21 protein-coding genes and 1 pseudogene are annotated in these 22,616 nt (G+C 73.6%); 13 read left to right on the top strand and 9 right to left on the bottom strand.

The features are described from left to right. Window positions 1-43: 43 nt before the first annotated feature. The 4 genes and pseudogenes from LRS74_RS18640 to LRS74_RS18625 form a co-directional block, all read left to right on the top strand. Window positions 44-961 (top strand): annotated as a pseudogene (locus LRS74_RS18640) (ROK family protein); the annotation flags it as partial. A gap of 191 nt (window positions 962-1,152) precedes the next feature. Further along, window positions 1,153-2,361: an N-acetylglucosamine-6-phosphate deacetylase gene (gene nagA / locus LRS74_RS18635; RefSeq protein WP_277742056.1), complete on the top strand. Its 1,209-nt coding sequence runs from the start codon at window positions 1,153-1,155 to the stop codon at window positions 2,359-2,361. A 153-nt stretch (window positions 2,362-2,514) separates the two neighbouring features. Then, the gene (locus tag LRS74_RS18630) at window positions 2,515-3,465 is read left to right on the top strand and encodes a 1-phosphofructokinase family hexose kinase (protein WP_277742055.1); all 951 of its coding nucleotides are present in this window, start codon (window positions 2,515-2,517) and stop codon (window positions 3,463-3,465) included. A gap of 87 nt (window positions 3,466-3,552) precedes the next feature. After that, window positions 3,553-4,404 (top strand): class II fructose-bisphosphate aldolase, encoded by an 852-nt coding sequence (locus LRS74_RS18625; protein WP_277742054.1) that lies wholly within the window; start codon window positions 3,553-3,555, stop codon window positions 4,402-4,404. A gap of 64 nt (window positions 4,405-4,468) precedes the next feature. Here the strand turns inward: LRS74_RS18625 and LRS74_RS18620 are convergent, their stop codons facing one another. Both LRS74_RS18620 and cdgB read right to left on the bottom strand, forming a co-directional pair. Continuing rightward, window positions 4,469-5,509: a carbohydrate-binding protein gene (locus tag LRS74_RS18620; RefSeq protein ID WP_277742053.1), complete on the bottom strand. Its 1,041-nt coding sequence runs from the start codon at window positions 5,507-5,509 to the stop codon at window positions 4,469-4,471. Between the two features lie 117 nt (window positions 5,510-5,626). Continuing rightward, entirely contained in the window at window positions 5,627-7,300 is a 1,674-nt protein-coding gene (cdgB, locus tag LRS74_RS18615) for a diguanylate cyclase CdgB (protein ID WP_277742052.1), read from the bottom strand. Between the two features lie 409 nt (window positions 7,301-7,709). Here cdgB and LRS74_RS18610 point away from each other — a divergent pair, with 409 nt between their 5' ends. After that, the gene (locus LRS74_RS18610) at window positions 7,710-8,246 is read left to right on the top strand and encodes a flavin reductase family protein (protein WP_277742051.1); all 537 of its coding nucleotides are present in this window, start codon (window positions 7,710-7,712) and stop codon (window positions 8,244-8,246) included. Between the two features lie 124 nt (window positions 8,247-8,370). Here the strand turns inward: LRS74_RS18610 and LRS74_RS18605 are convergent, their stop codons facing one another. Continuing rightward, entirely contained in the window at window positions 8,371-9,243 is an 873-nt protein-coding gene (locus LRS74_RS18605; protein WP_277742050.1) for a hypothetical protein, read from the bottom strand. Between the two features lie 211 nt (window positions 9,244-9,454). After that, complete coding sequence (arfB, locus tag LRS74_RS18600; RefSeq protein ID WP_277742049.1) at window positions 9,455-9,883, bottom strand: alternative ribosome rescue aminoacyl-tRNA hydrolase ArfB; 429 nt, start codon at window positions 9,881-9,883, stop codon at window positions 9,455-9,457. Between the two features lie 195 nt (window positions 9,884-10,078). Between arfB and LRS74_RS18595 the strand changes: the two genes are divergently transcribed. After that, complete coding sequence (locus LRS74_RS18595) at window positions 10,079-10,654, top strand: TerD family protein (RefSeq protein ID WP_277742048.1); 576 nt, start codon at window positions 10,079-10,081, stop codon at window positions 10,652-10,654. A gap of 70 nt (window positions 10,655-10,724) precedes the next feature. Here the strand turns inward: LRS74_RS18595 and LRS74_RS18590 are convergent, their stop codons facing one another. Together LRS74_RS18590 and LRS74_RS18585 are read right to left on the bottom strand one after the other, a co-directional pair. Then, window positions 10,725-10,979: a hypothetical protein gene (locus LRS74_RS18590; protein ID WP_144386455.1), complete on the bottom strand. Its 255-nt coding sequence runs from the start codon at window positions 10,977-10,979 to the stop codon at window positions 10,725-10,727. A 74-nt stretch (window positions 10,980-11,053) separates the two neighbouring features. Continuing rightward, the gene (locus tag LRS74_RS18585; RefSeq protein WP_277742047.1) at window positions 11,054-11,278 is read right to left on the bottom strand and encodes a hypothetical protein; all 225 of its coding nucleotides are present in this window, start codon (window positions 11,276-11,278) and stop codon (window positions 11,054-11,056) included. A 433-nt stretch (window positions 11,279-11,711) separates the two neighbouring features. Between LRS74_RS18585 and LRS74_RS18580 the strand changes: the two genes are divergently transcribed. Then, window positions 11,712-13,343, top strand: a complete 1,632-nt coding sequence (locus LRS74_RS18580; protein ID WP_277742046.1) for a M4 family metallopeptidase — start codon at window positions 11,712-11,714, stop codon at window positions 13,341-13,343. A gap of 139 nt (window positions 13,344-13,482) precedes the next feature. Beyond that, a complete protein-coding gene (locus LRS74_RS18575) occupies window positions 13,483-14,568 on the top strand; it encodes an S-(hydroxymethyl)mycothiol dehydrogenase (RefSeq protein ID WP_277742045.1) in 1,086 nt (361 codons plus the stop codon). A 59-nt stretch (window positions 14,569-14,627) separates the two neighbouring features. On the opposite strand, the gene LRS74_RS18570 is transcribed toward LRS74_RS18575, so the two are convergent. Then, window positions 14,628-15,548 carry a zinc-binding dehydrogenase gene (locus tag LRS74_RS18570; RefSeq protein WP_277742044.1) on the bottom strand — a complete coding sequence of 307 codons (921 nt, stop codon included), beginning with the start codon at window positions 15,546-15,548 and terminating at the stop codon, window positions 14,628-14,630. Between the two features lie 207 nt (window positions 15,549-15,755). Here LRS74_RS18570 and LRS74_RS18565 point away from each other — a divergent pair, with 207 nt between their 5' ends. Beyond that, window positions 15,756-16,253: a hypothetical protein gene (locus tag LRS74_RS18565; protein WP_144386450.1), complete on the top strand. Its 498-nt coding sequence runs from the start codon at window positions 15,756-15,758 to the stop codon at window positions 16,251-16,253. A 44-nt stretch (window positions 16,254-16,297) separates the two neighbouring features. Here LRS74_RS18565 and LRS74_RS18560 read toward each other — a convergent pair whose 3' ends face one another. Next, complete coding sequence (locus LRS74_RS18560) at window positions 16,298-16,957, bottom strand: pentapeptide repeat-containing protein (RefSeq protein ID WP_347178198.1); 660 nt, start codon at window positions 16,955-16,957, stop codon at window positions 16,298-16,300. 186 nt (window positions 16,958-17,143) lie between these two features. Between LRS74_RS18560 and LRS74_RS18555 the strand changes: the two genes are divergently transcribed. The 3 genes from LRS74_RS18555 to LRS74_RS18545 all read left to right on the top strand — a co-directional run bounded on the left by LRS74_RS18555 (window position 17,144) and on the right by LRS74_RS18545 (window position 20,479). Next, window positions 17,144-18,391, top strand: coding sequence for an FAD-dependent oxidoreductase (locus tag LRS74_RS18555; protein ID WP_277742042.1), 1,248 nt, complete (start codon window positions 17,144-17,146; stop codon window positions 18,389-18,391). 61 nt (window positions 18,392-18,452) lie between these two features. Continuing rightward, a complete protein-coding gene (locus LRS74_RS18550) occupies window positions 18,453-19,415 on the top strand; it encodes an LLM class flavin-dependent oxidoreductase (RefSeq protein ID WP_277742041.1) in 963 nt (320 codons plus the stop codon). A gap of 65 nt (window positions 19,416-19,480) precedes the next feature. Next, window positions 19,481-20,479, top strand: a complete 999-nt coding sequence (locus LRS74_RS18545) for a zinc-binding dehydrogenase (protein WP_277742040.1) — start codon at window positions 19,481-19,483, stop codon at window positions 20,477-20,479. A gap of 125 nt (window positions 20,480-20,604) precedes the next feature. Here the strand turns inward: LRS74_RS18545 and LRS74_RS18540 are convergent, their stop codons facing one another. After that, window positions 20,605-21,708: an aminopeptidase P family protein gene (locus LRS74_RS18540; protein ID WP_277742039.1), complete on the bottom strand. Its 1,104-nt coding sequence runs from the start codon at window positions 21,706-21,708 to the stop codon at window positions 20,605-20,607. 184 nt (window positions 21,709-21,892) lie between these two features. On the opposite strand from LRS74_RS18540, the gene LRS74_RS18535 reads away from it, so the two are divergent. Then, window positions 21,893-22,612, top strand: a complete 720-nt coding sequence (locus tag LRS74_RS18535; protein WP_277742038.1) for a hypothetical protein — start codon at window positions 21,893-21,895, stop codon at window positions 22,610-22,612. The last annotated feature ends 4 nt before the right edge of the window (window positions 22,613-22,616 follow it).

Here is a 22,616-nt window from a genome sequence, read left to right as displayed (position 1 = left end):
GTGGACTAGACCTTTTACGCACGGGCGAGCGACACTGTCACCCGTGAGACACGTCATCGCCCTCGATGTGGGCGGCACCGGCATGAAGGCAGCCCTGGTCGGGGCGGATGGTGCGCTGCTGTACGAGGGGCGCCGGCCGACCGGCCGTGAGCGGGGCCCGGAGGCGGTGGTCGCCGGAATCCTGGACTTCGCGGCGGAGCTGGCCGAGATCGGGCGGGCCCGCCTCGGGGAGTCCGCCCTCGCGGCCGGGGTGGCCGTGCCGGGGATCGTCGACGAGCCCCGCGGCATCGCGGTGTACGCCGCGAACCTCGGGTGGCGCGACGTCCCGATGCGCGCGCTGCTGTCCGAGCGGCTCGGCGGGGTGCCCGTCGCGCTCGGCCACGACGTACGGACCGGCGGGCTCGCCGAGGGGCGGATCGGGGCCGGCAGGGGCGCCGACCGCTTCCTCTTCATGCCGCTGGGCACCGGCATCGCCGGCGCGATCGGCATCGGGGGCCGGATCGAGGCCGGCGCGCACGGCTGCGCCGGCGAGATCGGGCACATCGTGGTCCGGCCCGGCGGCCCGGCCTGCGGCTGCGGGCAGCGCGGCTGCCTGGAGACGCTGGCCTCCGCGGGCGCCGTGAGCCGCGCCTGGGCGGCCGCCGGGGGCGACCCGGAGGCCGACGCCGCCGACTGCGCCAAGGCCGTCGAGTCCGGCGACCCGCGCGCCCGCGCCGTCTGGGACGAGGCCATCGCCGCCCTCGCCGACGGCCTGGTCATCGGGCTGACCCTGCTGGACCCGCGCACGCTGATCATCGGCGGCGGGCTGGCCGAGGCGGGAGACACGCTCTTCGCTCCGCTGCGCGCCGCGGTCGCGGCGCGCGTGACCTTCCAGAAGGTCCCGGAGATCGTGCCCGCGGCCCTCGGCGACACCGCCGGCTGCCTGGGCGCCGGGCTGCTCGCCTGGGATCTGGTCTCCACCGCGGACACGGAGCCCGGCGGGGCCACGGAGCCCGCGGCGACGCGGCCCACCGCGACCACCGCGCCCGCCCCGGCCGCCGAGGACGGCGACAGCGGCCGGGCCGCACCGGGCGCCCCGGCCGAACGGTCGCCCTCCCCCCGCCCCACCACCGCATCCCTCGAAACCCACCCATCCACGGAGGTAACCGCCTGATGGCCCCCAGAACGGTTCTCGCAGGTGCCCGCGTGGTGCTCCCCACCGGTGTCGTCGACAACGGCCGGATCACCGTCGAGGGATCCCGGATCGTCGCCGCCCAGGCCGAGGACGCCCGGGTCGAGGACGCGCGCCCCGAGGGCGCACGGGCCGGCGTCGAGCCGACCACGGACGCCCGTGACCTCAGCGGCCACTGGCTCGTCCCCGGCTTCGTCGACATGCATGTGCACGGCGGCGGTGGCGCCTCCTTCTCCGCCGGCACCGCCGACGAGGCCCTCACCGCCATCGGCACCCACCGCCGGCACGGCACCACGACCATGCTCGCCTCCACCGTCACCGGCGACCTCGACGACCTCGCCCGGCAGGCGGCGGCCCTGTCCGAGCTGGTCGAGCAGGGCGAGTTGGCCGGACTGCACTTCGAGGGCCCGTTCATCTCCCCGCACCGCTGCGGCGCCCACCAGCCGTCGCTGCTGCGCGACCCGGACCCCGCCGACGTCCGCAAACTCGTCGACGCGGCGCGCGGCACGGCGAAGATGATGACGCTCGCCCCCGAACTGCCCGGCGGGCTGGACTCCGTACGACTGCTGGCCGACCACGGGGTCATCGCCGCCGTCGGCCACACCGACTCCGACTACGCGGCCACCGCCGAGGCCGTCGAGGCGGGCGCGACCGTGGCCACCCACCTCTTCAACGCGATGCCCTCGCTGCTGCACCGCGCGCCGGGGCCGATCGCCGCGCTGCTGGAGGACGAGCGGGTCACCGTGGAGCTGATCAACGACGGCACGCATCTGCACCCGGCCGTGCTGGAGCTGGCGTTCCACCGCGCGGGCGCGGACCGCGTCGCCTTCATCACCGACGCCATGGGCGCGGCCGGCATGAGCGACGGGATCTACCCGCTCGGTCCGATGCGGGTCGAGGTCAAGGACGGGGTGGCCCGGATCAGCGACGGGCCGACGGCCGGTTCGATCGCCGGTTCCACGCTCACCCTGGACCACGCCTTCCAGCGGGCCGTGACCGTCGACGGCCTGACGGTGGAGCAGGCGACGCGCGCCCTGTCGGCCACCCCCGCCCGCGTCCTCGGCGTGGCCGACCGGGTCGGCTCGCTGGAGGCCGGCAAGGACGCGGACCTCGTCGTCCTGGACGACACGTTCGCGCTCGTCGGCGTGATGCGGAAGGGCGACTGGGTCATCGAGCCGGGCAAGGGCTGACTTCCCGCCATGCCGTAAGAGGGGCCGCCCGAGGGGTCGCCCGCGGCCCTACCCGATGGCATGATCGCTGACGCACGCACGCACAGCGCCATCGCAGGTCTGACGTCGAGTGACACGCAGCGCCGCAGAGCCAGGGAAGAAGGGGTTGCCACGGTGATCCTCACGGTCACGCTCAACGCCGCCCTCGACATCACCTACCGCGTCCCCCGGCTGCGCCCGCACACCACGCACCGCGTCGCCGAGGTCGTCGAGCGGCCCGGCGGCAAGGGGCTGAACGTCGCCCGGGTGCTGGCCGCGCTCGGCCACGACACCGTCGTCACCGGCTTCGCCGGCGGCCCGACCGGCGGCGCGCTGCGCGCCCAGCTGGCCGCCCTCGGCGCGGCCGGCACGCTCCGGGGCAGGATCACCGACGCGCTGCTGCCGATAGCCGGCGCCACCCGGCGCACCGTGGGCGTCGTGGACGCCCACACCGGCGACACCACCCAGCTCAACGAGCCGGGGCCGCCGGTCACCTCCGCCGAGTGGTCCGACTTCACCGAGAGCTACGGGCGGCTGCTGCGCGAGGCGGCGGCGGTCGCGCTGTGCGGCAGCCTGCCGCCCGGGGTGCCGGTGGGGATGTACGCGCAACTGGTCCGGGACGCGCGCTCCGCCGGCGTGCCGGTGCTGCTGGACACCAGCGGCGAGCCGCTGCGGCGCGGCATCGCCGCCCGTCCCGACATCGTGAAGCCCAACGCCGACGAGCTGGCCGGGCTGACCGGCTCCACCGAGCCGGTGCGGGCGGCGCGCGACGCCCGGCGGCGTGGGGCGCGCGCGGTCGCCGCCTCCCTCGGCGCCGACGGCATGCTCGCCGTCACCGCCGACACCGCCTGGCGCGCCACCCCGCCGCGCCGGCTGGCCGGCAATCCGACCGGCGCCGGCGACTCGGCCGTCGCCGGGCTGCTGTCCGGCCTGGTCGAGGGGTTGTCCTGGCCGCACCGGCTGGCCCGCGCGGTCGCGCTGGCGGCGGCGACGGTCCGCGCGCCCGCGGCCGGCGAGTTCGACCGGGCCACCTACGAAGAGGCGCTGCCGCACATACGGATCACCGAGCACCCGGCGGTGGCGTAGCGGCACTGCCGGCGCGGGGGAGCAACGAGCAGACGAACGCGTAAGCCGTCAGGGCCGCGTGCGGCCCGGAATGGGGTTCCGACCGTCATGACACTCGTCCGCACCGCGGAGCTCGTCCGCACCGCCCACGCCCGCGGCCACGGGGTCGCCGCGTTCAACGTCATCACGCTGGAGCACGCCGAGGCCATCGCCGCCGGCGCGGAGGCCGCCGGGGTCCCCGCCATCCTCCAGATATCCGAGAACGCGGTGAGGTTCCACGGCGGCCGGCTGGCCCCCGTCGCCGCCGCCGCGACCGCCGTCGCCCACGCCTCCAGAGCGCCCCTCGCGCTCCATCTGGACCATGTGGAGAGCGTCGAGCTGCTCCGCGCCGCCCATGCCGCCGGCTTCGGCTCCGTCATGTACGACGCCTCGGCGCTGCCGTACGACGCCAATGTCAAGGCCACCGCCGAGGCCGTCCGTTGGGGCCATGAGCGGGACATCTGGGTCGAGGCGGAGCTGGGCCGCGTGGGCGGCAAAGGCCCGGCACTCGATGCGCACACCCCGGGCGTACGGACCGATCCGGCCGAGGCCGCGGCCTATGTGGCGGCCACCGGCGTCGACGCCCTGGCCGTCGCCGTCGGCAGCTCCCACGCGATGACCGAACGCACCGCGGCCCTGGACCGCGCCCTGATCACCCGGCTGCGCGCCGCCGTCCCGGTCCCCCTCGTCCTGCACGGCTCCTCCGGCGTCCCCGACCCCGAACTCCGCCGTGCCGTCGCCGCCGGCATGTCCAAGATCAATGTGGGCACGGCCCTCAACGCCGCCTACACCGCCGCCGTGCGCGCCTTCCTGGAGTCCGACCCCACCACCGTGGACCCCCGCCGATATCTCGCCCCGGCCCGCGAGGCGATGGCCCGCACGGTGGCGCACTTCCTGGGGGTGCTGTCCGTCGCGCCCTGACCCCGGACGCCGCGACGGCCCGCCGCGTTCGCGGCGGGCCGTCGGCGTCTACCGAGGGGCGGGGTCACTTGGTCACATGACCGGTCTTCATCCACACCTGGTCGAGGTTGAAGTCACACTTGTCGCCCTGCTCGCAGGAGATCTTGACGGTGTTCGTGCCCTTGTTGAGCTCGATCCAGGCATAGGAGTGGGTCCACCCCTTGTCCCACTGGCCCTCGCCCGCGTTGGCCCAGTTCTTCAGGTTCAGCGACTGGGTACGGGCCTCGCCGTTGACGGTGAGGGTCGAGCTGGCGTCCTTGCCCGGGACGCCGTAGCCGACGAACAGCGTGTACTTCCCGGAGTCCGGAACGTCCAGGCTCCAGGTGGCCGAGGCCCCGACCTGGTTGAAGCCCCCCACGTATGTGCCGCCCTTGGCCTGGGCGCCCTTGATGTCGCTGGCCACGGCCGCCCCGCCGGCCAGGGTGAGCCCCGACGCGTCGTCAGTCGGCAGCGGCGCGGGCTTCTGGGACGGCTTCCCCGAGGGCTCCTTCGGCTGGACGCTCGCCGCGCCCGTCGGCTCCGTGGTCTCCTCGTTCGCCTGTTCCTTCTTCTTGTCGTCCCCGTTGGTCAGTATCGCCACGCCGATGCCGGTGACGACCACGGCGACGACGGCTATCGCCCCGATGAGCAGGCCCTTGATGTTCGGCCCGCGGCCGCCGCCGGAGCCGCGGCCGCCGGCGGGCGGGCCGGGCTGACGGGGGGCACCCCCCGGGAGGGTTTCGGGAGCGGCGTAGTGGGCGTTGCGCTGGGCGCCGTATCCCTGCTGGCCGTAACCCTGCTGGCCGTATCCCTGCTGGCCATGGCCCTGCTGACCGTACGTCGGGGGCTGCTGGGCGTAACCCTGCTGGCCGCCATAGGTCCGTTCGCCCACCGCGCGGACGTGGTTGTACGAGGTGCGGGGAACGCCGGGCTGGGGTGGCGTGCCGGGGCCGGGGTAGCCGTAGCCTCCGGTGCGCTGCGGCTGGCCCCCCTGGCCGGTCCCGTCATCGTCCTGGCGATAGAGGTAGGCGAACGGGTCGTCGTTCTCCGGCGTGTCCGCGCCGTTCCCGTTGTTGCCGGCGGTCATGCCTCTCGTCACTCCCCAATGCGTATGGCCATCAGCCCCCTGGCACGTATGCGCGGAGCCTACCGCCATCCGGTGACGGTATGCCGGTCAGCAGTGATCGTCTTGCGGTCGCGGAGCTCAGCCGGCCCGCCGCCGGTCCCGGGAGCGGGATCGCTTCTCCCGGTACATCCGCTGGTCAGCGGATTGCAGCACCTCTTCGGCGGACATGCCGCAGCCCGCCCAACTGATGCCGAAGCTGGCGCCGACCCGCACCGCCCGTCCGTCCACCCGGATGGGCGGGATGATCGCGTTGCGCAGCCGGACCGCCAGGTCCGCCGCGTCGGCCCGGCCCAGGCCGTCGGCGAGGACGACGAACTCGTCACCGCCGAGTCGGGCGACGGTGTCGCCCTCGCGCACCCCGTCGCTGAGCCGACGGGCCACCTCGATGAGGACCGCGTCACCGGTGTGGTGCCCGAACCGGTCGTTGATCGACTTGAAGCCGTCGAGGTCGCAGAAGAGCACCGCGAGCCCCTTGCGGCCGTCGTCGACGTCCTCGTCGGGGGCGTAGGTGTGCACATGGTGGTCGAAGGGGCCGCCGTCGGCGAGCGGACCGCCGTGGGTGAAGCCGTCCACGCCGAAGCCGTGGTCGCCCTCGTCGGGCAGCCCGGCGGGTCCGGTGATGGTGGCGTCGAGGGTGGGCGCGGAGGGGTCGCCGGGCGGCATGGGCGGATGGGCGCACAGCCGGGCGCCGAGCCGGGCGCGCAGCTCGGCGCTGTTCGGCAGGCCGGTCAGCGAGTCATGGCTGGCCCGGTGGGCCAGTTGCAGCTCGTGCCGCTTGCGCTCCTCGATGTCCTCGACGTGGGTGAGCAGGAACCGCGGCCCGTCGGCGGCGTCGGCCACCACCGAGTTCCGCAGCGACACCCAGACATAGGTGCCGTCCCGGCGCGCCAGCCGCAGCTCGGCGCGGCCCCCCTCGGCGGAGGTGCGCAGCAGCGTGCCGATGTCCTCCGGGTGGACCAGGTCGGAGAAGGAGTAGCGGCGCATCACGGAGGCGGGGCGGCCCAACAGCCGGCACAGCGCGTCGTTGGTGCGCAGCAGCCGGCCGTGCTGGTCGCCGCCCATCTCGGCGATCGCCATGCCGCTGGGCGCGTACTCGAAGGCCTGCCGGAAGCTCTCCTCGCTGGCCCGCAGCGCCTGCTGCTCCCGCTCCAGCCGGACCAGGGCGCGCTGCATGTTTGCGCGCAGTCGGGCGTTGCCGATCGCAATGGCGGCGTGGAAGGCGTACATCTGCAACGCCTCGCGCCCCCACGCGCCGGGTCGGCGCCCGTTGCGCGGCTTGTCGACGGAGATGACGCCGATGAGTTCGCCGCCGGAGGCGCCCTGCGCGTACATCGGGGCGAAGAGCCGGTCCATGGGGTGCCACTCGTCGGCGAACCGCGGCGCGGGTCCGGGGCTGTGCCACTGCGGCACGTCGTCGTCGTCCAGCACCCAGCCCTCGGTGTACGGGATGAAGCGGAGATCACCCCAGCGGTCGCCCATCGCGAGCCGCCGCTCCCACGAGGTCCGAGAGCCGACCCGGCCCGCCATCAGGGCTTCGGCGCCGGGACTGCCGGCCACCGCGGCGACGACGAGATCACCGTCGGGGCGGACCAGGTTGACGGCCGACAGCTCGTAGCCGAGCCCGGCGATGATGCCGTCGGCGACGGTCTGCAGGGTGTCGGCCAGGCTGCGCGCGGTATTCAGATCGGCGACCACTTGATGCAGCTGCCGCAGCGTCGCTAGGCGGATGTACGGCTCCGACTCGGTCTCCATCACGCGCTCTCCCCCGAGACCTCGACAGCAACTCCTGGCTTCTTGTCCTCCGATTGCCCTCGCCACTGAATCACAGCGAGCTGCTCGCCAGGTACACAGGGTCAACAATTACCCCCCGCTGTGACTCATGTCACAGTGCGTGTTCGATGCCTGGCAGGGCGTTATGTGAGCGCTCCCAGTTTTCCTGAACGCAAATAGGGCAAATAGGGAGGCAGCCTCCCCCTTGGGCACCCTCCGAGCGCTCCCCCGGCTCCTTCGCGACCGCTCCCCGACGGCCCGTGGTGACTCCCGGCAACCGTCGCCGCGCCCCGCTCCTCCGGAAGACCTACGCCCCGACTGGTACCGGGGGCCGATGCGCCGCGGCGCCGGGCCGGGCTAGCGTGCCGGTGTGTTTCCGACCGCGCCTTCCATGACCACCGAGTCCGCCGTGCCCCATGCTGAGGGTGTGAGCGACGACGAGTTCCGTGCCGCGCTGTCGCGGCTGGCCGCGGGCGTGGTGTTGGTGACCGCGCACGACCCCGAGGACGGTCCCAGCGGCGAGGACGTCGGAATGACCGCGACCGCGTTCCTGTCCGTGTCGCTCGACCCGCCGCTGGTGATGGTGAGCGTGCGCAACGAGTCGCGGATGGAGGAGCTGCTGTCCCGGCAGCCGCTGTGGGCGGTCTCGATCCTCGCCGAGAGCCAGCGCCAGGTGGCGGGGCGCTTCGCCATGAAGGGCCGGATCAGCGACCGGCTGCTCTTCCAGGACCTCACCACCACGCGCGGCGCGGCCTCGGGGGCCCCGCTGGTGGGTGGGGCGCTGGCCACCCTGGAGTGCCGCACCGAGCAGCGGGTGACCGCCGGCGATCACACGCTGGTCGTCGGCCGGGTGCTCACGGCCGCCACGCCGAGCGCGGAGGGCGGGCCCCTGATGTACTTCCGCGGGCGCTACCGCACCCTGGACTGATCCCGGCGACGGCCGGAGCCGACGGGCCGGGCGTCGGCCGGCCGGCGACGGCCGGAGGGGGAACACCCCCGGACCGTCCGACGACCGGACGATCCGGGGGGTGATGCCGACCAGATGACGCGGACTAGAAGTTCACGGCGAACAGACCGCCGAGGGCGTTCTTGGTGATGCTGAACTCGCAGCCGCCGTTGTCGTCGTCGTGGTGACCGTAGTCGCCCCGGTGACCGCCGAAGCCGCCGTAGTCCCCGCGGCCGCCGTTGTGGTCGTTGCCGTTGTGGTGGTTGCCGTTGTGGTTGTTGCCGTTGTAGTGGTTGCCGTTGCCGTTGTCATCGTGGTTGCCGTCGCCGTGGCGGTAGCCGCTCTTGTCGCCGTAGCCACCGTTGCCGCCGTAACCACCGTTGCCACCGTAGCCGCCGTTGTGGCCGCCGTTGTGGCCGCCGTTGCCGCCGCCGTTGTGGCCGTAGCCGCCGTAGCCGCCGTGACCACCGTTGTGGCCGCCGTTGCCGCCGTGGTGGCCGAAGCCGCCGTAGCCGTTGTCGCCGCAGCCGCCGTTGTGGCCGAAGCCGCCGTAACCACCCTTGTGCCCGTGGCCGCCGAAGCCGCCCCCGTGGTGGCCGATCAGCGCGTACTTGATGACGTCCTTCCAGTCGAAGCCACGGTGGCCGTTGTCGTGGCGACCCTTGTCGTAGTGGTGGAAGTAGTGGTGGTAGTGGTTGTACTCACGGTCGTCGTCGCGCCCGTTGTGGCCGTTGTTGTTGTAGTGGTGGTTGTTGTTGTAGTCGTGGTTGTTGTTGTTCCCGTTGTCGCAGTTGTCGCCCGTGCGCTTCTTGCTGTCCTTCTTCTCGGACTTGCTGGAGCTGGAGTCGCAGTCGTGGGCCGCGACGGACGGCGCGGCGGCGGGAGCGGACGCCGCGAAGGCCGCACCGGTCATCGGGCCCGCTGCGATCGCCACCGCGATGCTCGCGGCAGCGAGTCCCCGAGGAATGGAATGGAGCATGACGCCACCTCACTGAGATCGGATTAATTTCCGTTATCTCCACTTAACGGACAATCAGTAGCGAGGCGGGCACACCAAGCCGACACGGCGGCAAAACACACCGGAATGCAGCAACGGAACGAGGCCGAGCGGGAGCGGGCGCCCCGCCGAGCGGGCCGTGCCCCCGGACGCGCCGCCGGCCCCCGAGCGGGGGCGCGGGCGAACGGGTCGCTCAGCCCCAGTCGCGACCGCTACGGCCGCGCTTCGTCTCGGCGCGCTGTTTCTTCTCCCGGAGCCGTCGCTCGTTGATGCCCCGCGGGACGCGGGTGGGGCGGCGCGGCTTGGGCGGCGGGGCGGTCGCCTCCGCCAGCAGCGAGGCCAGCCGGACCAGCGCCGTCTCCCGGTTGCGCCACTGGGAGCGGTGCTCGGACGCCCGTACGGACACCACGCCGTCGACCAGCCGGCCGGCGAGTCGCTCCAGGGCACGCCGCTTCCACACCTCCGGGAGCGCCTCGGTCGCCGCGAGGTCGAAGCGGAGCTCCACCTGGCTGTCGCTGGTGTTGACGTGCTGGCCGCCGGGCCCGGAGGAGCGCGAGAAACGCCACATGAGCTCGGCCTCCGGCAGGGAGACCGAGCCACGGATGACGTAGGGCCCGGACATGACACCTATGATCCCGCGCCCCGCGGACCCCGTCACCCCAATTCCGCTCGGCCCCCGTGGGCGGCCGGCATCAGGATTCGGCAAAGAAAGTAAAGAGAGCTGGAACCTCGTGGTCCCTCGTTCGCGTTGAGCAGGGTGACGGTAGCTTCGTCCGGAGTACGAAGCCCGACGACTCGACCATGAAAGGGACTCCCCATGGCTGTAAGCCTGTCCAAGGGCGGCAACGTCTCCCTCACCAAGGAGGCACCGGGCCTGACCGCCGTCACCGTCGGCCTCGGCTGGGACGTCCGCACCACCACCGGCACCGACTTCGACCTCGACGCGAGCGCCATCGCGGTCAACGCGGGCGGCCGGGTCCACTCCGACCAGCACTTCATCTTCTTCAACAACAAGTCCACGCCGGACCAGACCATCGTGCACACCGGTGACAACCTCACCGGCCAGGGCGAGGGCGACGACGAGCAGATCACCGTCAACCTGGCGGGCCTCCCGGTCGAGATCGAGAAGATCGTCTTCCCGGTCTCCATCTACGACGCCGAGTCGCGCAGCCAGAACTTCGGCCAGGTGCGCAACGCCTACATCCGCATCCTCAACCAGGCCGGCGGCGCCGAGATCGCCCGCTACGACCTGAGCGAGGACGCCGCCACCGAGACCGCCATGGTCTTCGGCGAGCTGTACCGCCACGGTGCCGAGTGGAAGTTCCGCGCGGTCGGCCAGGGCTACGCCTCGGGCCTCGCGGGCATCGCCAAGGACTTCGGCGTCAACGTCTGACGGACGACCCGCGCCGCGTCCCGGCCATGACCGAGGGCCGCCCCTTCCGAGGGGCGGCCCTCGCTCGTTCTCACGGCCCCGGGTCCTGTACGTGCCCGCAGGACGCGCACACCCAGAGCGGCCCGCCGGCGTCGCGCTGCCACCACATGGTGCGGCGGCAGCGGGGGCAGCCGGTGGTGCGGATCCCGTCGCGCCCCATCAGCGGCGGCTCGGGGGTGGTGTCCGCGTACTCGATGATCCGCGCCCGCGTGCGGCCGTCCTCGGTTGCGGCCATCCGAAGCAGGCGCGCGGTGCGGGAGCGGGCTTCGTCTACGAATTCGGTCATCGCGGCGCAGGGTACGCGAGCCGCCTCAGGAGTCCTCCCGCATCCCATCCGAATCACCCGGATAGGGGTCGCTCCTAGGACGCCCGCGGAACGGAACAGGCGATACAGGGCAGACTGAAGGGCTTGCCCGCGCGCTGTATCACCACCGCCCCGAGTCCGGCGCAGACCGGGCAGGAGCGGCCGCCGGCGTGCCGCGCGGCGGCCACGGCATGCTGGCGTACCTCCCTGACCAGGTCGGCGTAGCGGTGGTCGGTCCACTCACCGCGGCGTCCCGGGGAACCGTTGCCGTGCTCGGCCACGTCGTGCCTCCACAGAGGTCTACTGGGGCATATGGCCGGACTGTACCGTTCCTCAGCGGTTGCGGGCATTTGCCGGGACCCTTTTCGGCCGCTCCCCCCGCCGCCGGTACATGCGACCGCGCGGCCGCCGACCCGGCGTCACCGCCCCGGATCGACCTCGCACAGCGGCGCCACAAGCGGAACTGACGCTTCATAAGTCCCCACGCTTCAGGGCCTGTTCACCATATAGCGGACACGTAACGACCGGTAACGGACAGCCAAAAGTCAAATTCTTGTTACGAACCTGTCAGATCACTTCGATCGATGTCAGTCTCTGGACGTTCGCCGCTGCATCGGTGAACACATCGGCATCACCTGCACCATCGGACGGCCTCACCCAGGGCTGTCCGCCCCCACATGGCCGCCCTCTCGCGGCCCCGTGCAAGGAGATCGAGTGAGACTTTCCGCTTCCTCCCCTCGCAAGAACGCCCTCCGCGCCGCCGCCCTCGTCGCCTCCGCGGCCATGGTGGTCGTCGGCGTCCAGAGCGTCGCCAACGCGCAGCCCGACCGTGACGCGGGTGCGGACCGCGCCGCGGGTGCCAGTGCGCTGCTGCTGACGGCCGACCAGCGGGCCTCCGCCATCAAGGCGGCGCAGACCCGGGTGGGTGCCGAGGCCGAGTCCCTGGGGCTCGGGGCCAAGGAGAAGCTGGTCGTCCGTGACGTCGTCAAGGACGCGGACGGCACCGTCCACACCCGCTACGAGCGCACCTACGCCGGACTCCCGGTCCTCGGCGGCGACCTCGTGGTGCACGAGAAGAAGAGCGGCGCCCGCAGCGTGACCAAGGCGACGACCGCCCGCATAGCCGTGTCCGGCACCGACGCCAAGGTCCCGGCCGCCAGCGCCGAGAAGACCGCGCTCAAGGCCGCGGCCGGGAAGACCGGCAAGGCCGACGCCAAGGAGGCCCCGCGCAAGGTGATCTGGGCGGCCGGCGGCAAGCCCGTGCTGGCCTGGGAGACCGTGGTCACCGGCCTGCAGCACGACGGCACGCCGAGCCGACTGCACGTCATCACCGACGCCGCCACCGGCAAGAAGATCTTCAGCGACGAGCGGATCGAGACCGGCACCGGCACCGGCGACTACAACGGCACCGTGCCGCTGACCACCACCAAGAGCGGCTCGACCTACAACCTCACCGACGGCGCGCGCGGCGGTCACAAGACGTACGACCTCAACCAGCGCACCTCGGGCACCGGCAGCCTGTTCACCGACGCCGACGACGTGTGGGGCGGCGGCCGGCAGAACGCGGCCGTGGACGCGGCCTACGGCCACGCGGCCACCTGGGACTTCTACAAGACCGTGCTGGGCCGCAACGGCATCAAGAACGACGGCAAGGCCGCCTACAGCCGGGTCCACTACGGCCAGAACTACGTCAACGCGTTCTGGGACGACAGCTGCTTCTGCATGACCTACGGCGACGGCGACGGCAACGCCAACCCGCTCACCTCGCTGGACGTGGCCGCGCACGAGCTCACCCACGGCGTCACCTCCAACACCGCGGGCCTGCGCTACAGCGGTGAGTCGGGCGGCCTGAACGAGGCGACCTCGGACATCTTCGCCACCGCCACGGAGTTCCACTCCGACAACTCCTCCGACCCCGGTGACTACCTCATCGGCGAGAAGATCGACATCAACGGCGACGGCACCCCGCTGCGCTACCAGGACAAGCCGAGCAAGGACGGCGCGTCCAAGGACTACTGGTACAGCGGTCTGGGCGGCGTCGACGTGCACTACTCCTCCGGCCCGGCCAACCACTTCTACTACCTGCTGAGCGAGGGCAGCGGCGCCAAGACCATCAACGGCGTCAGCTACAACAGCCCGACCTACGACGGCTCCCGGATCACCGGCATCGGCCGGGACAAGGCCACCAAGATCTGGTACAAGGCGCTGACCACGTACTTCACCTCGACCACCAACTACAAGGCGGCCCGCACCGGCACCCTGAAGGCGGCGGCCGACCTGTACGGCTCCAGCAGCGCCGAGTACAAGGCGGTGGCGGCGACCTGGACCGCCATCAACGTGAAGTGATCGCCGGATCCTCCGAGGCGGCCGCGGGGTAGTGCCTCCCCTCGCGAGCCCCCACCGCGCAGCGGGCCGCACCCTCCACCCCCGGGTGCGGCCCGTTTCGCTCGTGCCGCCCCGCGCCACCCCCGCCTAGGCTGATCACATGACTCAACACGTGCGCGGAGTGGTGGCCCTGGGCAAGGGCGAGCAGGTCAGGGTGGAGACGATCGTCATCCCGGACCCGGGTCCGGGCGAGGCGGTGGTCCGGGTACAGGCGTGCGGTGTCTGCCACACGGACCTGCACTACCGCGAGGGCGGCATCAACGACGAGTTCCCGTTCCTGCTCGGCCATGAGGCGGCGGGCGTCGTGGAGTCGGTCGGCGAGGGCGTCACCGAGGTGGCCCCCGGTGACTTCGTCATCCTCAACTGGCGTGCGGTGTGCGGCCAGTGTCGCGCCTGTCTGCGCGGCCGCCCCTGGTACTGCTTCAACACCCACAACGCCGCCCAGCCGATGACGCTGGCCGACGGCACCCCGCTCTCGCCCGCCCTGGGCATCGGCGCCTTCGCCGAGAAGACCCTGGTCGCGGCCGGGCAGTGCACCAAGGTGGACCCGGCCGCCGCGCCCGCCGCCGCCGGGCTGCTGGGCTGCGGGGTGATGGCCGGACTCGGCGCCGCGATCAACACCGGCGGGGTGGGCCGTGGCGACTCGGTGGCCGTGATCGGCTGCGGTGGCGTGGGCTGCGCCGCGATCGCCGGCGCCCGACTGGCCGGCGCGGCGAAGATCATCGCTGTGGACCTGGACGACCGGAAGCTGGAGCTGGCCCGCTCGCTCGGCGCCACCCACACCGTCAACGGCCGCTCCGAGGACGTGGTGGAGCGGGTCCGCGAGCTCACCGGCGGACACGGCGCGGACGTCGTCATCGAGGCCGTCGGCCGCCCCGAGACCTACCAGCAGGCGTTCTACGCCCGTGATCTGGCCGGCACCGTGGTGCTCGTCGGGGTGCCGACCCCGGAGATGAAGCTGGAGCTGCCGCTGCTGGACGTCTTCGGGCGCGGCGGTGCGCTCAAGTCGTCCTGGTACGGCGACTGCCTGCCCTCCCGCGACTTCCCGATGCTGATCGACCTCTACCTCCAGGGGCGGCTCGCTCTCGACGCGTTCGTCAGCGAGACGATCACGCTGGACGAGGTCGAGGAGTCGTTCGCCCGGATGGAGCGCGGCGAGGTGCTGCGGTCCGTGGTGCTGCTGTAGGCCGGTCGGGCGGGGCGGGGAGTGCTCCCCGCCCCGCCCCCTTTCACCGGCTCTCGTCGTCACCCACGAGGCGGCAGGTCCAGCACCGCCTTGCCCTGGACGCGGCGGCCGAAGAGGGCCTCGGCGGCCTCGGGGGCGCGGTCCCAGGGGCCGCGCCAGCCGATCTGCGGGTCGAGCTCGCCGCGGGCGAGGAGGTCGACGAGGTACTGGAGGTCGGCGCCGATCGGGGTGTCCACGAAGAAGGTCTCCAGGCGCCATCGGCGGGTCTCGCGGAGCTTCGCGCCGATCTGGAGCGGCTGCTGGGAGGCGTAGCCGATCCACTGGACGATGCCGCCCGGCGCGAGGTTGAACATGGCCTCGGCGAGCAGCGGGCCGCCGACGTTGTCCAGGACGCCGTGGACCGGGGCGGAGATCTTCTCGAGGTCGCCGATGAGGACCTCGTGCGCGCCGAGCTCGGCCAGGCCCTCGGCCCGCTCGGGGCTGCCGACCACCGCGACCACCTCGGCACCCGAGCGGGCGGCGAGCTGCACGGCGAAACGCCCGACACCGCCGGAGGCGCCGGTGATCAGCACCCGGCGGCCGACCACCGGGCCGAGCTTGCGCAGCGCCTGGAGGGCAGTGACGCCGGCGACCGGGAGGGCGCTGGCGGCGCCCAGGTCGACGGAGTCGGGCACCACGGCCAGCTCGGCGGTGTCCACCGCGCGCAGCTCGGCCCATGCGTTGTTCCAGCCGAAGGTCACCACGCGGGTGCCCACGGCCGGCCCCGAGCCGTCGGCGGCGGCGCGCACGACGACGCCCGCGGCGTCCCAGCCGGAGACGGCGCCCGGCTCGATCAGCTCGGGCCGGTACTTCAGATCCCCGTAGTTGAACGAGATGGCCCGCACCTCGACCAGGGCCTGCCCCTCCCCCGGCACCGGGTCCGGGACCTCGTCAATCCGCAGCCCCTGGGGCGCCTCGGGGTCGTAGATCAAAGCCCGCATGCTCTCTCCACTCCTCGTCATCGGCGGGCCGACCGGCCCACACCCGGAGGCAACCTCCGTTTCCGAGGTCCTATTCCCTCTTCCCCCGGGCCCACCGAAACGACCCGCCCCCGGCCGTGGCGGCGAACGGCCCGTAGCGGCGGGCGGCCCGTGGCGACGAACGGCCCGTGGCGGCGGGCGGGCCGGTGGCGTGACACCATCGATCCCGTGATCGACCTCGGCTACTCCCTCTCCCGGCGCTTCCCCGACCCCCCGCAGACCGACTACCGCAGGGCGGATGTGCACGCCCTGCGCCACGACCTGTTCTGCGGCGACGTCTACCTCGCCGACACCGAGACCGACCGCGAGCTGTCCACAGCCTGGGGATGGGTGCCCGTGCTCGACTTCGCGTGGGCGCTGTGCGACATCGTCGAGCTGCTCGACCGCGACCCGCAGGGCAGCCGCTCCGCGCGGCGCCAACACGCGGAGCTGGACTTCACCGAGTCGACGGACCGGATGCTGTTCGAGCGCCGCTTCGGGTGGGTCGACGTCACCGCCGACTGGGTGCCGGTCGAGGAGCCCCCGCTGACCTTCAACCACGCCGCCCTGCGCCGCGAGGCGCGTGACTTCCTGCACGACCTGATCGCCGACCTGGTCGACATGCACGAGGGCCTGGGCGACAACCCCGCGATCTGGGAGCTCCAGGCGCGCTTCCCCCGCACCTAGGAGCCACCCGGGAGCCACCCGGGAGCCCTTCACCGCCCCGCCCCTCAGTCCCCCGGCGCCACCACCCGCACCCCCATCCGGACCGCGAACACCGGGGCCAGATCCAGCAGTTGCCCCGGGCTGATCGCCGCTCCCGCGAGCCCGTCGACGCCACGCGCGATGTCGAGCCCGGCCGCCGCCCGCAGGTCCACGTCGGTCATCGCCGCGCCGCTGAAGTCGGCCCGCGTCAGCGTGGCGTCCACGAAGGCGACGCGCTCCAGCCGGGCGCCGGCGAAGTCCGGCTCGACCAGGACGCAGCCCTCGAAGACGACGTCGGTCAGCCGGGCCTGCCGCAGGTTCAGATAGTCGATCTTGCCGCCGCGGAACACCACCCGCTCCAGCTCCGCGCCGTGCAACTGGACCCCGCCCAGCCGCGCGTCGCGCACCTCCACCTCGCGCAGCCGCGCCTCGGACAGGTCGGTGCCGACCCCGCGCACCTCCGTGAGCACGGAGTCGATGAGGCGGGCCCGGCTGAGCACCGCCTCGTCCAGGGCGCAGCGCCGCAGCGCGCAGTCGAGGAAGCGCGCGCCGCGCGCGTCCTGGCCGCCGAAGTCCGTGTCCGCGAACTCCAGCCCGTCGTAGTCCCCTTCCCGCTCCCAGGCCGCCCCGCCGTCGTACGGCCGCAGCGGCGGCAGCACGACCTCCGCCCGCCGTGCCGCCCGCACCGCCTTCCCGCCGCCGCCACCCCTGCCGACGCCGCCCCCGCCCTTGCCGCCGCCCCTGCCCCTGCCGTCGCTCGCCATGCCCCCATCGTGACCTACGCCACTGACAACGCCCCGATGTCACGCCCGCGGCCGCCCCGTCCGTCGTACCGGCGAAGCGATCGACCCCACCGTGGGAGGGAAACGTCCATGCAGCAGCACATCACCGTCGTCGGCGGCGGCTTCGCCGGGCTCGTCGCGGCCATCGGCGGCGCGGAGGCGGGGGCCCGGGTGACCCTGTACGAGGCGCACCGCGCCCTCGGCGGCCGGGCCCGCACCGCCGACGGCCCGTACCGCACCAACGAGGGCCCGCACGCGCTGTACAACCGCGGCCCGCACTGGTCGTGGCTGAAGCGGCGCGGCCTGCTCGGCGAGCTCGCGGCCGTCCCGCCGCGCGAAGCGGCCCGGTTCCGCTTCCACCGCGCCGGGCGGCTGCACCGCGTACCGCCGCTCGCCCTGCTGCGACTGGCGCGCCACAAGGAGGCACCCGTCGACGCCGACTTCGCGAGCTGGGCGGCCGGGCAGGTCGGCGAGGCCGGGGCGCGGGCCGCGGCCCACTTCATGGCCGTCGCGCTCTTCCACCACGACCCGGGGCGACTGTCGGCGGCCTTCGTGCAGGAGCGGCTGCGGCGCGTCACCTCGCTGCCGCCGGAGGCGACGTACGTCCGCGGCGGCTGGGGGACGATGATCGGACGGATGGCCGACCACGCCCGCGCGCTCGGCGTCCGGATCGAGACCGGGGCCCGGGTCGGCTCCCTGGACGCCCTGCCGCCCGGCCACGGCCCGGTGATCGTCGCGACCTCGCTGGACGCGGCCCGCGGACTGCTCGGCGACCCCTCGCTGAGCTGGGAGAGCGGCCGCTGCGCGCTGCTCGACCTCGGGCTGCGCACCCGGCGCGGCGACGCCTTCGTCGTCTCCGACCTGGACGCGCCCGGCTGGATCGAGCGCTTCACCGCCCAGGACCCGACGCTGGCCCCGGCCGGGGAGCAGCTGGTCCAGGCCCAGCTGCCCGTCGCGCCCGGCACCGGGCGGGAGGCCGGTGTCGCGCGCGCCGAACGCCTGCTGGACCTGGGCTTCCCGGGCTGGCGCGAGCGGGTGACGTACCGTCGGGAGGCGCTGGCGGGCGGCCGCACCGGCGCGGTGGACCTGCCCGGCCACACCTGGCGGGACCGGCCGGCGGTGGACCGCGGCGACGGGGTCTATCTGGCGGGCGATCAGGTGGCGGCTCCGGGCGTGCTCTCGGAGGTGTCGTTCACCAGCGCCCTGGAGGCGGTCGCGGGCGCCCTGGGCGAACGCGTCCTCGCCGACCACGCGTTGAGCGACCGGGCGTTGAGTGACCGGGCGTTGAGTGACCGGGCGTCGAGCGAGCGCGCCCCGGGCGAGCGGACCCCCAGGTGAGCGCCGTCACACCCGGAGATCACTTGACCTCAACCCAAGTTGAAGTTGGAGGCTTGGGGACATGAGGCAGACGGCGAAGACACCAGCAGGCAAGCCAGAGATCGGCGTGTTCCTCCCCTCGGTGGGGCCCGAGCCCGGCGGCACGGCGGCCGAGATCAAGGCCGCCGCGCGGCGGGCCGAGGAGCTCGGATTCGCCCACGTATGGACCGGCGACCACCTCGTCGGCCGCACCACGATGGTCGAGTCCGGGCTGACGCTGGCCACGGCCGCCGCCGTCACCGAGCGCATCGGAATCGGCTTCGGCGTGCTGCACCTGCCGCTGCACCCCGTCGTCCAGACCGCCCAGCGTCTCGCCACCCTCCAGCACTTCTCCGGGGGCCGGGTACTGCTCGGGGTCGGCTCCGGCGGCACCGGCCCCCGCGCCCGCTGGCGCGGCGGGGTGCGCGACACCACCGCCTGGCAGGCCGCCGGCCTCGCCTACGAGGACCGGGACCGGCTCTTCGACCGCGCGCTCGACCTGCTGCCCGAGCTGCTCTCCGGCGACCCGGTACGCCTCGCCGACCACCCCGGCACGCCGGAGCTCACCCTCACTCCCAAGGTCGACGCCCCGCCGCTGCTCATCGGCGGCACCTCGGCGGCCGCGCTGCGCCGCGCCGTCCAGTACGGCGCCCAGTGGTTCCCGTCCCTCGCCCCGCCGCGCCAACTCGCCACCGGTCGTGAGGTGCTGGCCGAGCTCGCCGCCGGGGTCGGCCGCGCGCAGCCGCCCGGCGTCTCGGTGGCCCTGCCCTTCGGCCTGGGCCCCGCCACCCGGCCCCGCGAGCAGGTGACCAAGCTGGTCTCCGAGACCTACGGGGTCCCGGCCGACCAGGCCGGAGCCGTGATGATCGGCGGCGAACCGGCGCAGGCCGCCGAGCAGTTGGCCGCGTACGCCGAGGCGGGCGCCGCCCGGATCGTGCTCAGCACGCCCGCCGAGAACTGGCGCCAGCAGTACGAGCTCCTGGCGGAGGCGGCGGCGCTGCTCTGAGCCCGCGGCGCCCCCGTCAGCACCCCTCTCGCCCTTCCCCCGACGACACCACCCTGGAGAACACCATGCACGCCATCCGCCTCCACGCCTTCGGCCCGGCCGAGAACCTCGCCTACGAGCGGGTCGCCGACCCCGAGCCCGCCGCCGGCCAGGTCCGCATCGCCGTCGCCGCCGCCGGCGTGCATGTGCTCGACACCGCGCTGCGGCAGGGCGAGCTGGGTCCCTACCCCGCACCGCCGGAGCTGCCCACCATCCCCGGCCGGGAGGTCGCCGGTACCGTCGACGCGCTCGGCGAGGGCGTCGACCAGCGGTGGCTGGGCCGCCGCGTCGTCGCCCATCTGGGCCTGGCGCCCGGCGGATACGCGGAGAAGGCCGTCGTCGCCGTGGAGAAGCTCCACGAGCTCCCCGACGGCCTGCGCGAGGACCACGCCATCGCCATGATCGGCACCGGCCGCACCACCATGGCCGTGCTGCGCTTCTCCGACCTCACCGCAGACGACGTCGCGATCGTCACCGCGGCCGCCGGCGGCATCGGCTCGCTGCTCGTCCAGCACGCCAAGAACGTGGGCGCCACCGTCATCGGCCTCGCCGGCGGCCCGGAGAAGGTCGCCCGGGTGCGCGAGCTCGGCGCCGACGTCGCCGTCGACTACACCGCCGACGACTGGACCGCCCAGGTGCGCGCCGCCCTCGGCGGCCGCGAGCGCGCGGCCACCGCCCTCTTCGACGCCGTCGGCGGTGACGTGGCCCGCGACGCGGTGGGGCTCCTCGCCCCCGGCGGCCGCCACCTCGTCTACGGCTGGTCCGGCGGCGGCCCGCTGAAGCTCACCGAGGAGGAGCTCGCCGAGCTCGGCGTCACCTCCCTCTCCGTCCTGGAGACCCCGGAGTGGCGCGAGTTCATCAGCCGGCCCGGCGCCCTCCGCGAACTGGAGGAGACGTCCATGGCCGAGGCCGCCTCCGGCCGCCTCGTGCCCCTGGTCCACCGCTTCCCGCTGGCCGAGGCCGCCAAGGCCCACACGGCCCTGGAGACCCGCGGCACGATCGGCAAGGTGGTGCTGGTCCCGTAGGACCGCTCACCCGCCGCCGCGCGCCGCGCGGTGTGCCCGCGGCAGCCTCCGCCCCGCCGCGCATCCCGATCGGATGCGCGGCAGTCGGCGCGCTCGGCGAGATGGACGATCGCCGTCCGCCAGGCCTAGGACACGATCCGAAGCTCCCGCGCCGTGTTGTTCAGCCGCCGCGCCCCCGTCTCCGTGCAGACCACGATGTCCTCGATGCGCACCCCGAAGCGGCCCGGCAGGTAGATGCCCGGCTCGATGGAGAAGCACATGCCGGGGACCAGCGGCAGGTGTTCGCCCTCGACCATGTACGGCGGCTCGTGCGTGGTGACGCCGATGCCGTGGCCGGTGCGGTGGATGAAGTACTCGCCGTAGCCGGCCTCGCCGATGACCTTGCGGGCCACGCGGTCGATGTCCTGGCAGGCCGCCCCCGGCCGCACCGCCTCGAACGCGGCCTGCTGGGCCTCGCGGACCACCTCGTGGATCTTCCGCTCCTCCGGGGTCGGCTCGCCGACGTGGACGGTACGGGTGGTGTCCGAGCCGTACCCGTCCTTCAGGCCGCCGAAGTCGAGCACGACCATGTCGCCGTCCTCGATGATCCGGTCGCCGGAGTCGTGGTGCGGGTTGGCCCCGTTCGGGCCGGAGCCGACGATGGTGAAGTCGACCTGGCTGTGGCCGTGTTCCAGCAGCAGGGCGGCCAGGTCGTCGGCGACCTCCCGCTCACGCCGACCGGAGAACCGCATCTCGACGATCCGCTCGAAGGTGGCGTCGGCGGCCGCGCCCGCGGCGGCCAGGCGGTCCACCTCGTAACCGTCCTTGACCGCCCGCAGCATCGGCAGCACCTCGCTGAACGCGGAGTACGAGGTGCCCGGCAGCTTGCGCTGGAGGCCCAGCAGGTGCATCGCCCAGGCGCTGTCGGAGATGGCGAACCGGCCCTCGGCGGGGAGCAGCTCGGCGATGTCCTCGTACGGGTCGTTGCCGTCCATCCAGCCGGTGACGTCCACGGGCGCGCCGCCGACCCCGGCCTCCGCTTCGGGGCGCTCCAGCACCGGCACCAGCAACCGGGCCTTGCGGTCCGGGGTCAGCAGCAGCGCGGTGAGCCGCTCGGTGACCGCGGTGGGGGCATAGCCGCACAGGTGCGCCAGGTCGGGGCCGGGCATCACGATGAGCCCGGCCAGGCCGGCTTCGGCGGCCGCGCGGAGCGCGCGTTCCATGCGAACGGAGTAGTCGACGAGGGTCATGCGGCCAGCATCGCGCGGGGGCGCCACGCCCGCGACAGGAAGACATCACTCCGTTTACCCCCGGCGCGTTCCGCATCCGCCCGGACGCGGACTGTCACGATCGCTGCGCCACTCGGGGGAACTGAGTACGGGAGTGAGTACGAACGCTCAGGTCGGGGCCGGGCGACACCGGGAGGCTGGGGCCATGACGACGCCTCCCCTCGTCGGCCCGCCGCCGCACCCGCCCCAGACCGGACACTTCGGCCACCCGTCCCTGCCACCGCTGCCCCCGCCGCCGCCCGCGCCGCCGCGCCGGCGCCGCGCGGCCGTGGTCGGCGTGATCGCGGCGGTACTTCTCGTCGTGGCGGGCGGGACCGCCGGCGCCTGGTGGCTGACGCGTGCCGAGGACGACTCGGCGCTGGCCGGGCGGCCGCGGGTGACGGACCGGGCCGCCGGGATCTCGTACGCCATACCGGAGGGCTGGAAGGAACAGTCCGGCAAGGACCTGATCGACGCCTTCACCTCGGCCGTGGGCGTCAAGGACCCCGCGGGCGCCGAGGGCGAGCCCGGCGGGACGGACGACGGCATCGGGGGCAGCACGGTCCTCGCCGGTCGGGCCGGCGCCATCCCGGAGTCCGCCCTGGAGCGGCAGACGCGCATGGCGGCCCGGTCGAACGCGGAGTTCTTCTGCCCGGACGGCCGCTCCACCCTGGAGGAGTCCCGGGCCACGACCGTGAGCGACCGGCCCGCCCACACGGTGGCGCTCCGGGTCGACGACGGCGAGGGCCACCAGCTCCACCTGCGGATGACGCTGGTCTCGGTCGACGACCACCGCTCGGCCTTCCTGCTCGGCCTCTCCGGCGACGCCCCGGAGCGGCGGGAGCGCGTCGACGCGGTGGTGGAGAGCGCCTCCGTCACGGAGTAGCCGG

The organism is Streptomyces sp. LX-29 (assembly GCF_029541745.1).
GTDB lineage: Bacteria > Actinomycetota > Actinomycetes > Streptomycetales > Streptomycetaceae > Streptomyces.
Note: the sequence above shows the minus strand (reverse complement) of the source record. Positions and strands in the feature narration are given on the sequence as shown.

Coding starts and splice junctions, on each gene's coding strand:
- nagA (WP_277742056.1), top strand. CDS start 1,153: ATGGCCCCCAGAACGGTTCTCGCAGGTGCCCGCGTGGTGCTCCCCACC.
- cdgB (WP_277742052.1), bottom strand. CDS start 7,300: ATGGAGACCGAGTCGGAGCCGTACATCCGCCTAGCGACGCTGCGGCAG.
- LRS74_RS18535 (WP_277742038.1), top strand. CDS start 21,893: ATGACGACGCCTCCCCTCGTCGGCCCGCCGCCGCACCCGCCCCAGACC.
- LRS74_RS18620 (WP_277742053.1), bottom strand. CDS start 5,509: ATGACCGCCGGCAACAACGGGAACGGCGCGGACACGCCGGAGAACGAC.
- LRS74_RS18605 (WP_277742050.1), bottom strand. CDS start 9,243: ATGCTCCATTCCATTCCTCGGGGACTCGCTGCCGCGAGCATCGCGGTG.
- LRS74_RS18570 (WP_277742044.1), bottom strand. CDS start 15,548: ATGCGGGCTTTGATCTACGACCCCGAGGCGCCCCAGGGGCTGCGGATT.
- LRS74_RS18550 (WP_277742041.1), top strand. CDS start 18,453: ATGAGGCAGACGGCGAAGACACCAGCAGGCAAGCCAGAGATCGGCGTG.
- LRS74_RS18555 (WP_277742042.1), top strand. CDS start 17,144: ATGCAGCAGCACATCACCGTCGTCGGCGGCGGCTTCGCCGGGCTCGTC.
- LRS74_RS18610 (WP_277742051.1), top strand. CDS start 7,710: ATGACCACCGAGTCCGCCGTGCCCCATGCTGAGGGTGTGAGCGACGAC.
- LRS74_RS18540 (WP_277742039.1), bottom strand. CDS start 21,708: ATGACCCTCGTCGACTACTCCGTTCGCATGGAACGCGCGCTCCGCGCG.
- LRS74_RS18595 (WP_277742048.1), top strand. CDS start 10,079: ATGGCTGTAAGCCTGTCCAAGGGCGGCAACGTCTCCCTCACCAAGGAG.
- arfB (WP_277742049.1), bottom strand. CDS start 9,883: ATGTCCGGGCCCTACGTCATCCGTGGCTCGGTCTCCCTGCCGGAGGCC.
- LRS74_RS18575 (WP_277742045.1), top strand. CDS start 13,483: ATGACTCAACACGTGCGCGGAGTGGTGGCCCTGGGCAAGGGCGAGCAG.
- LRS74_RS18545 (WP_277742040.1), top strand. CDS start 19,481: ATGCACGCCATCCGCCTCCACGCCTTCGGCCCGGCCGAGAACCTCGCC.
- LRS74_RS18625 (WP_277742054.1), top strand. CDS start 3,553: ATGACACTCGTCCGCACCGCGGAGCTCGTCCGCACCGCCCACGCCCGC.
- LRS74_RS18590 (WP_144386455.1), bottom strand. CDS start 10,979: ATGACCGAATTCGTAGACGAAGCCCGCTCCCGCACCGCGCGCCTGCTT.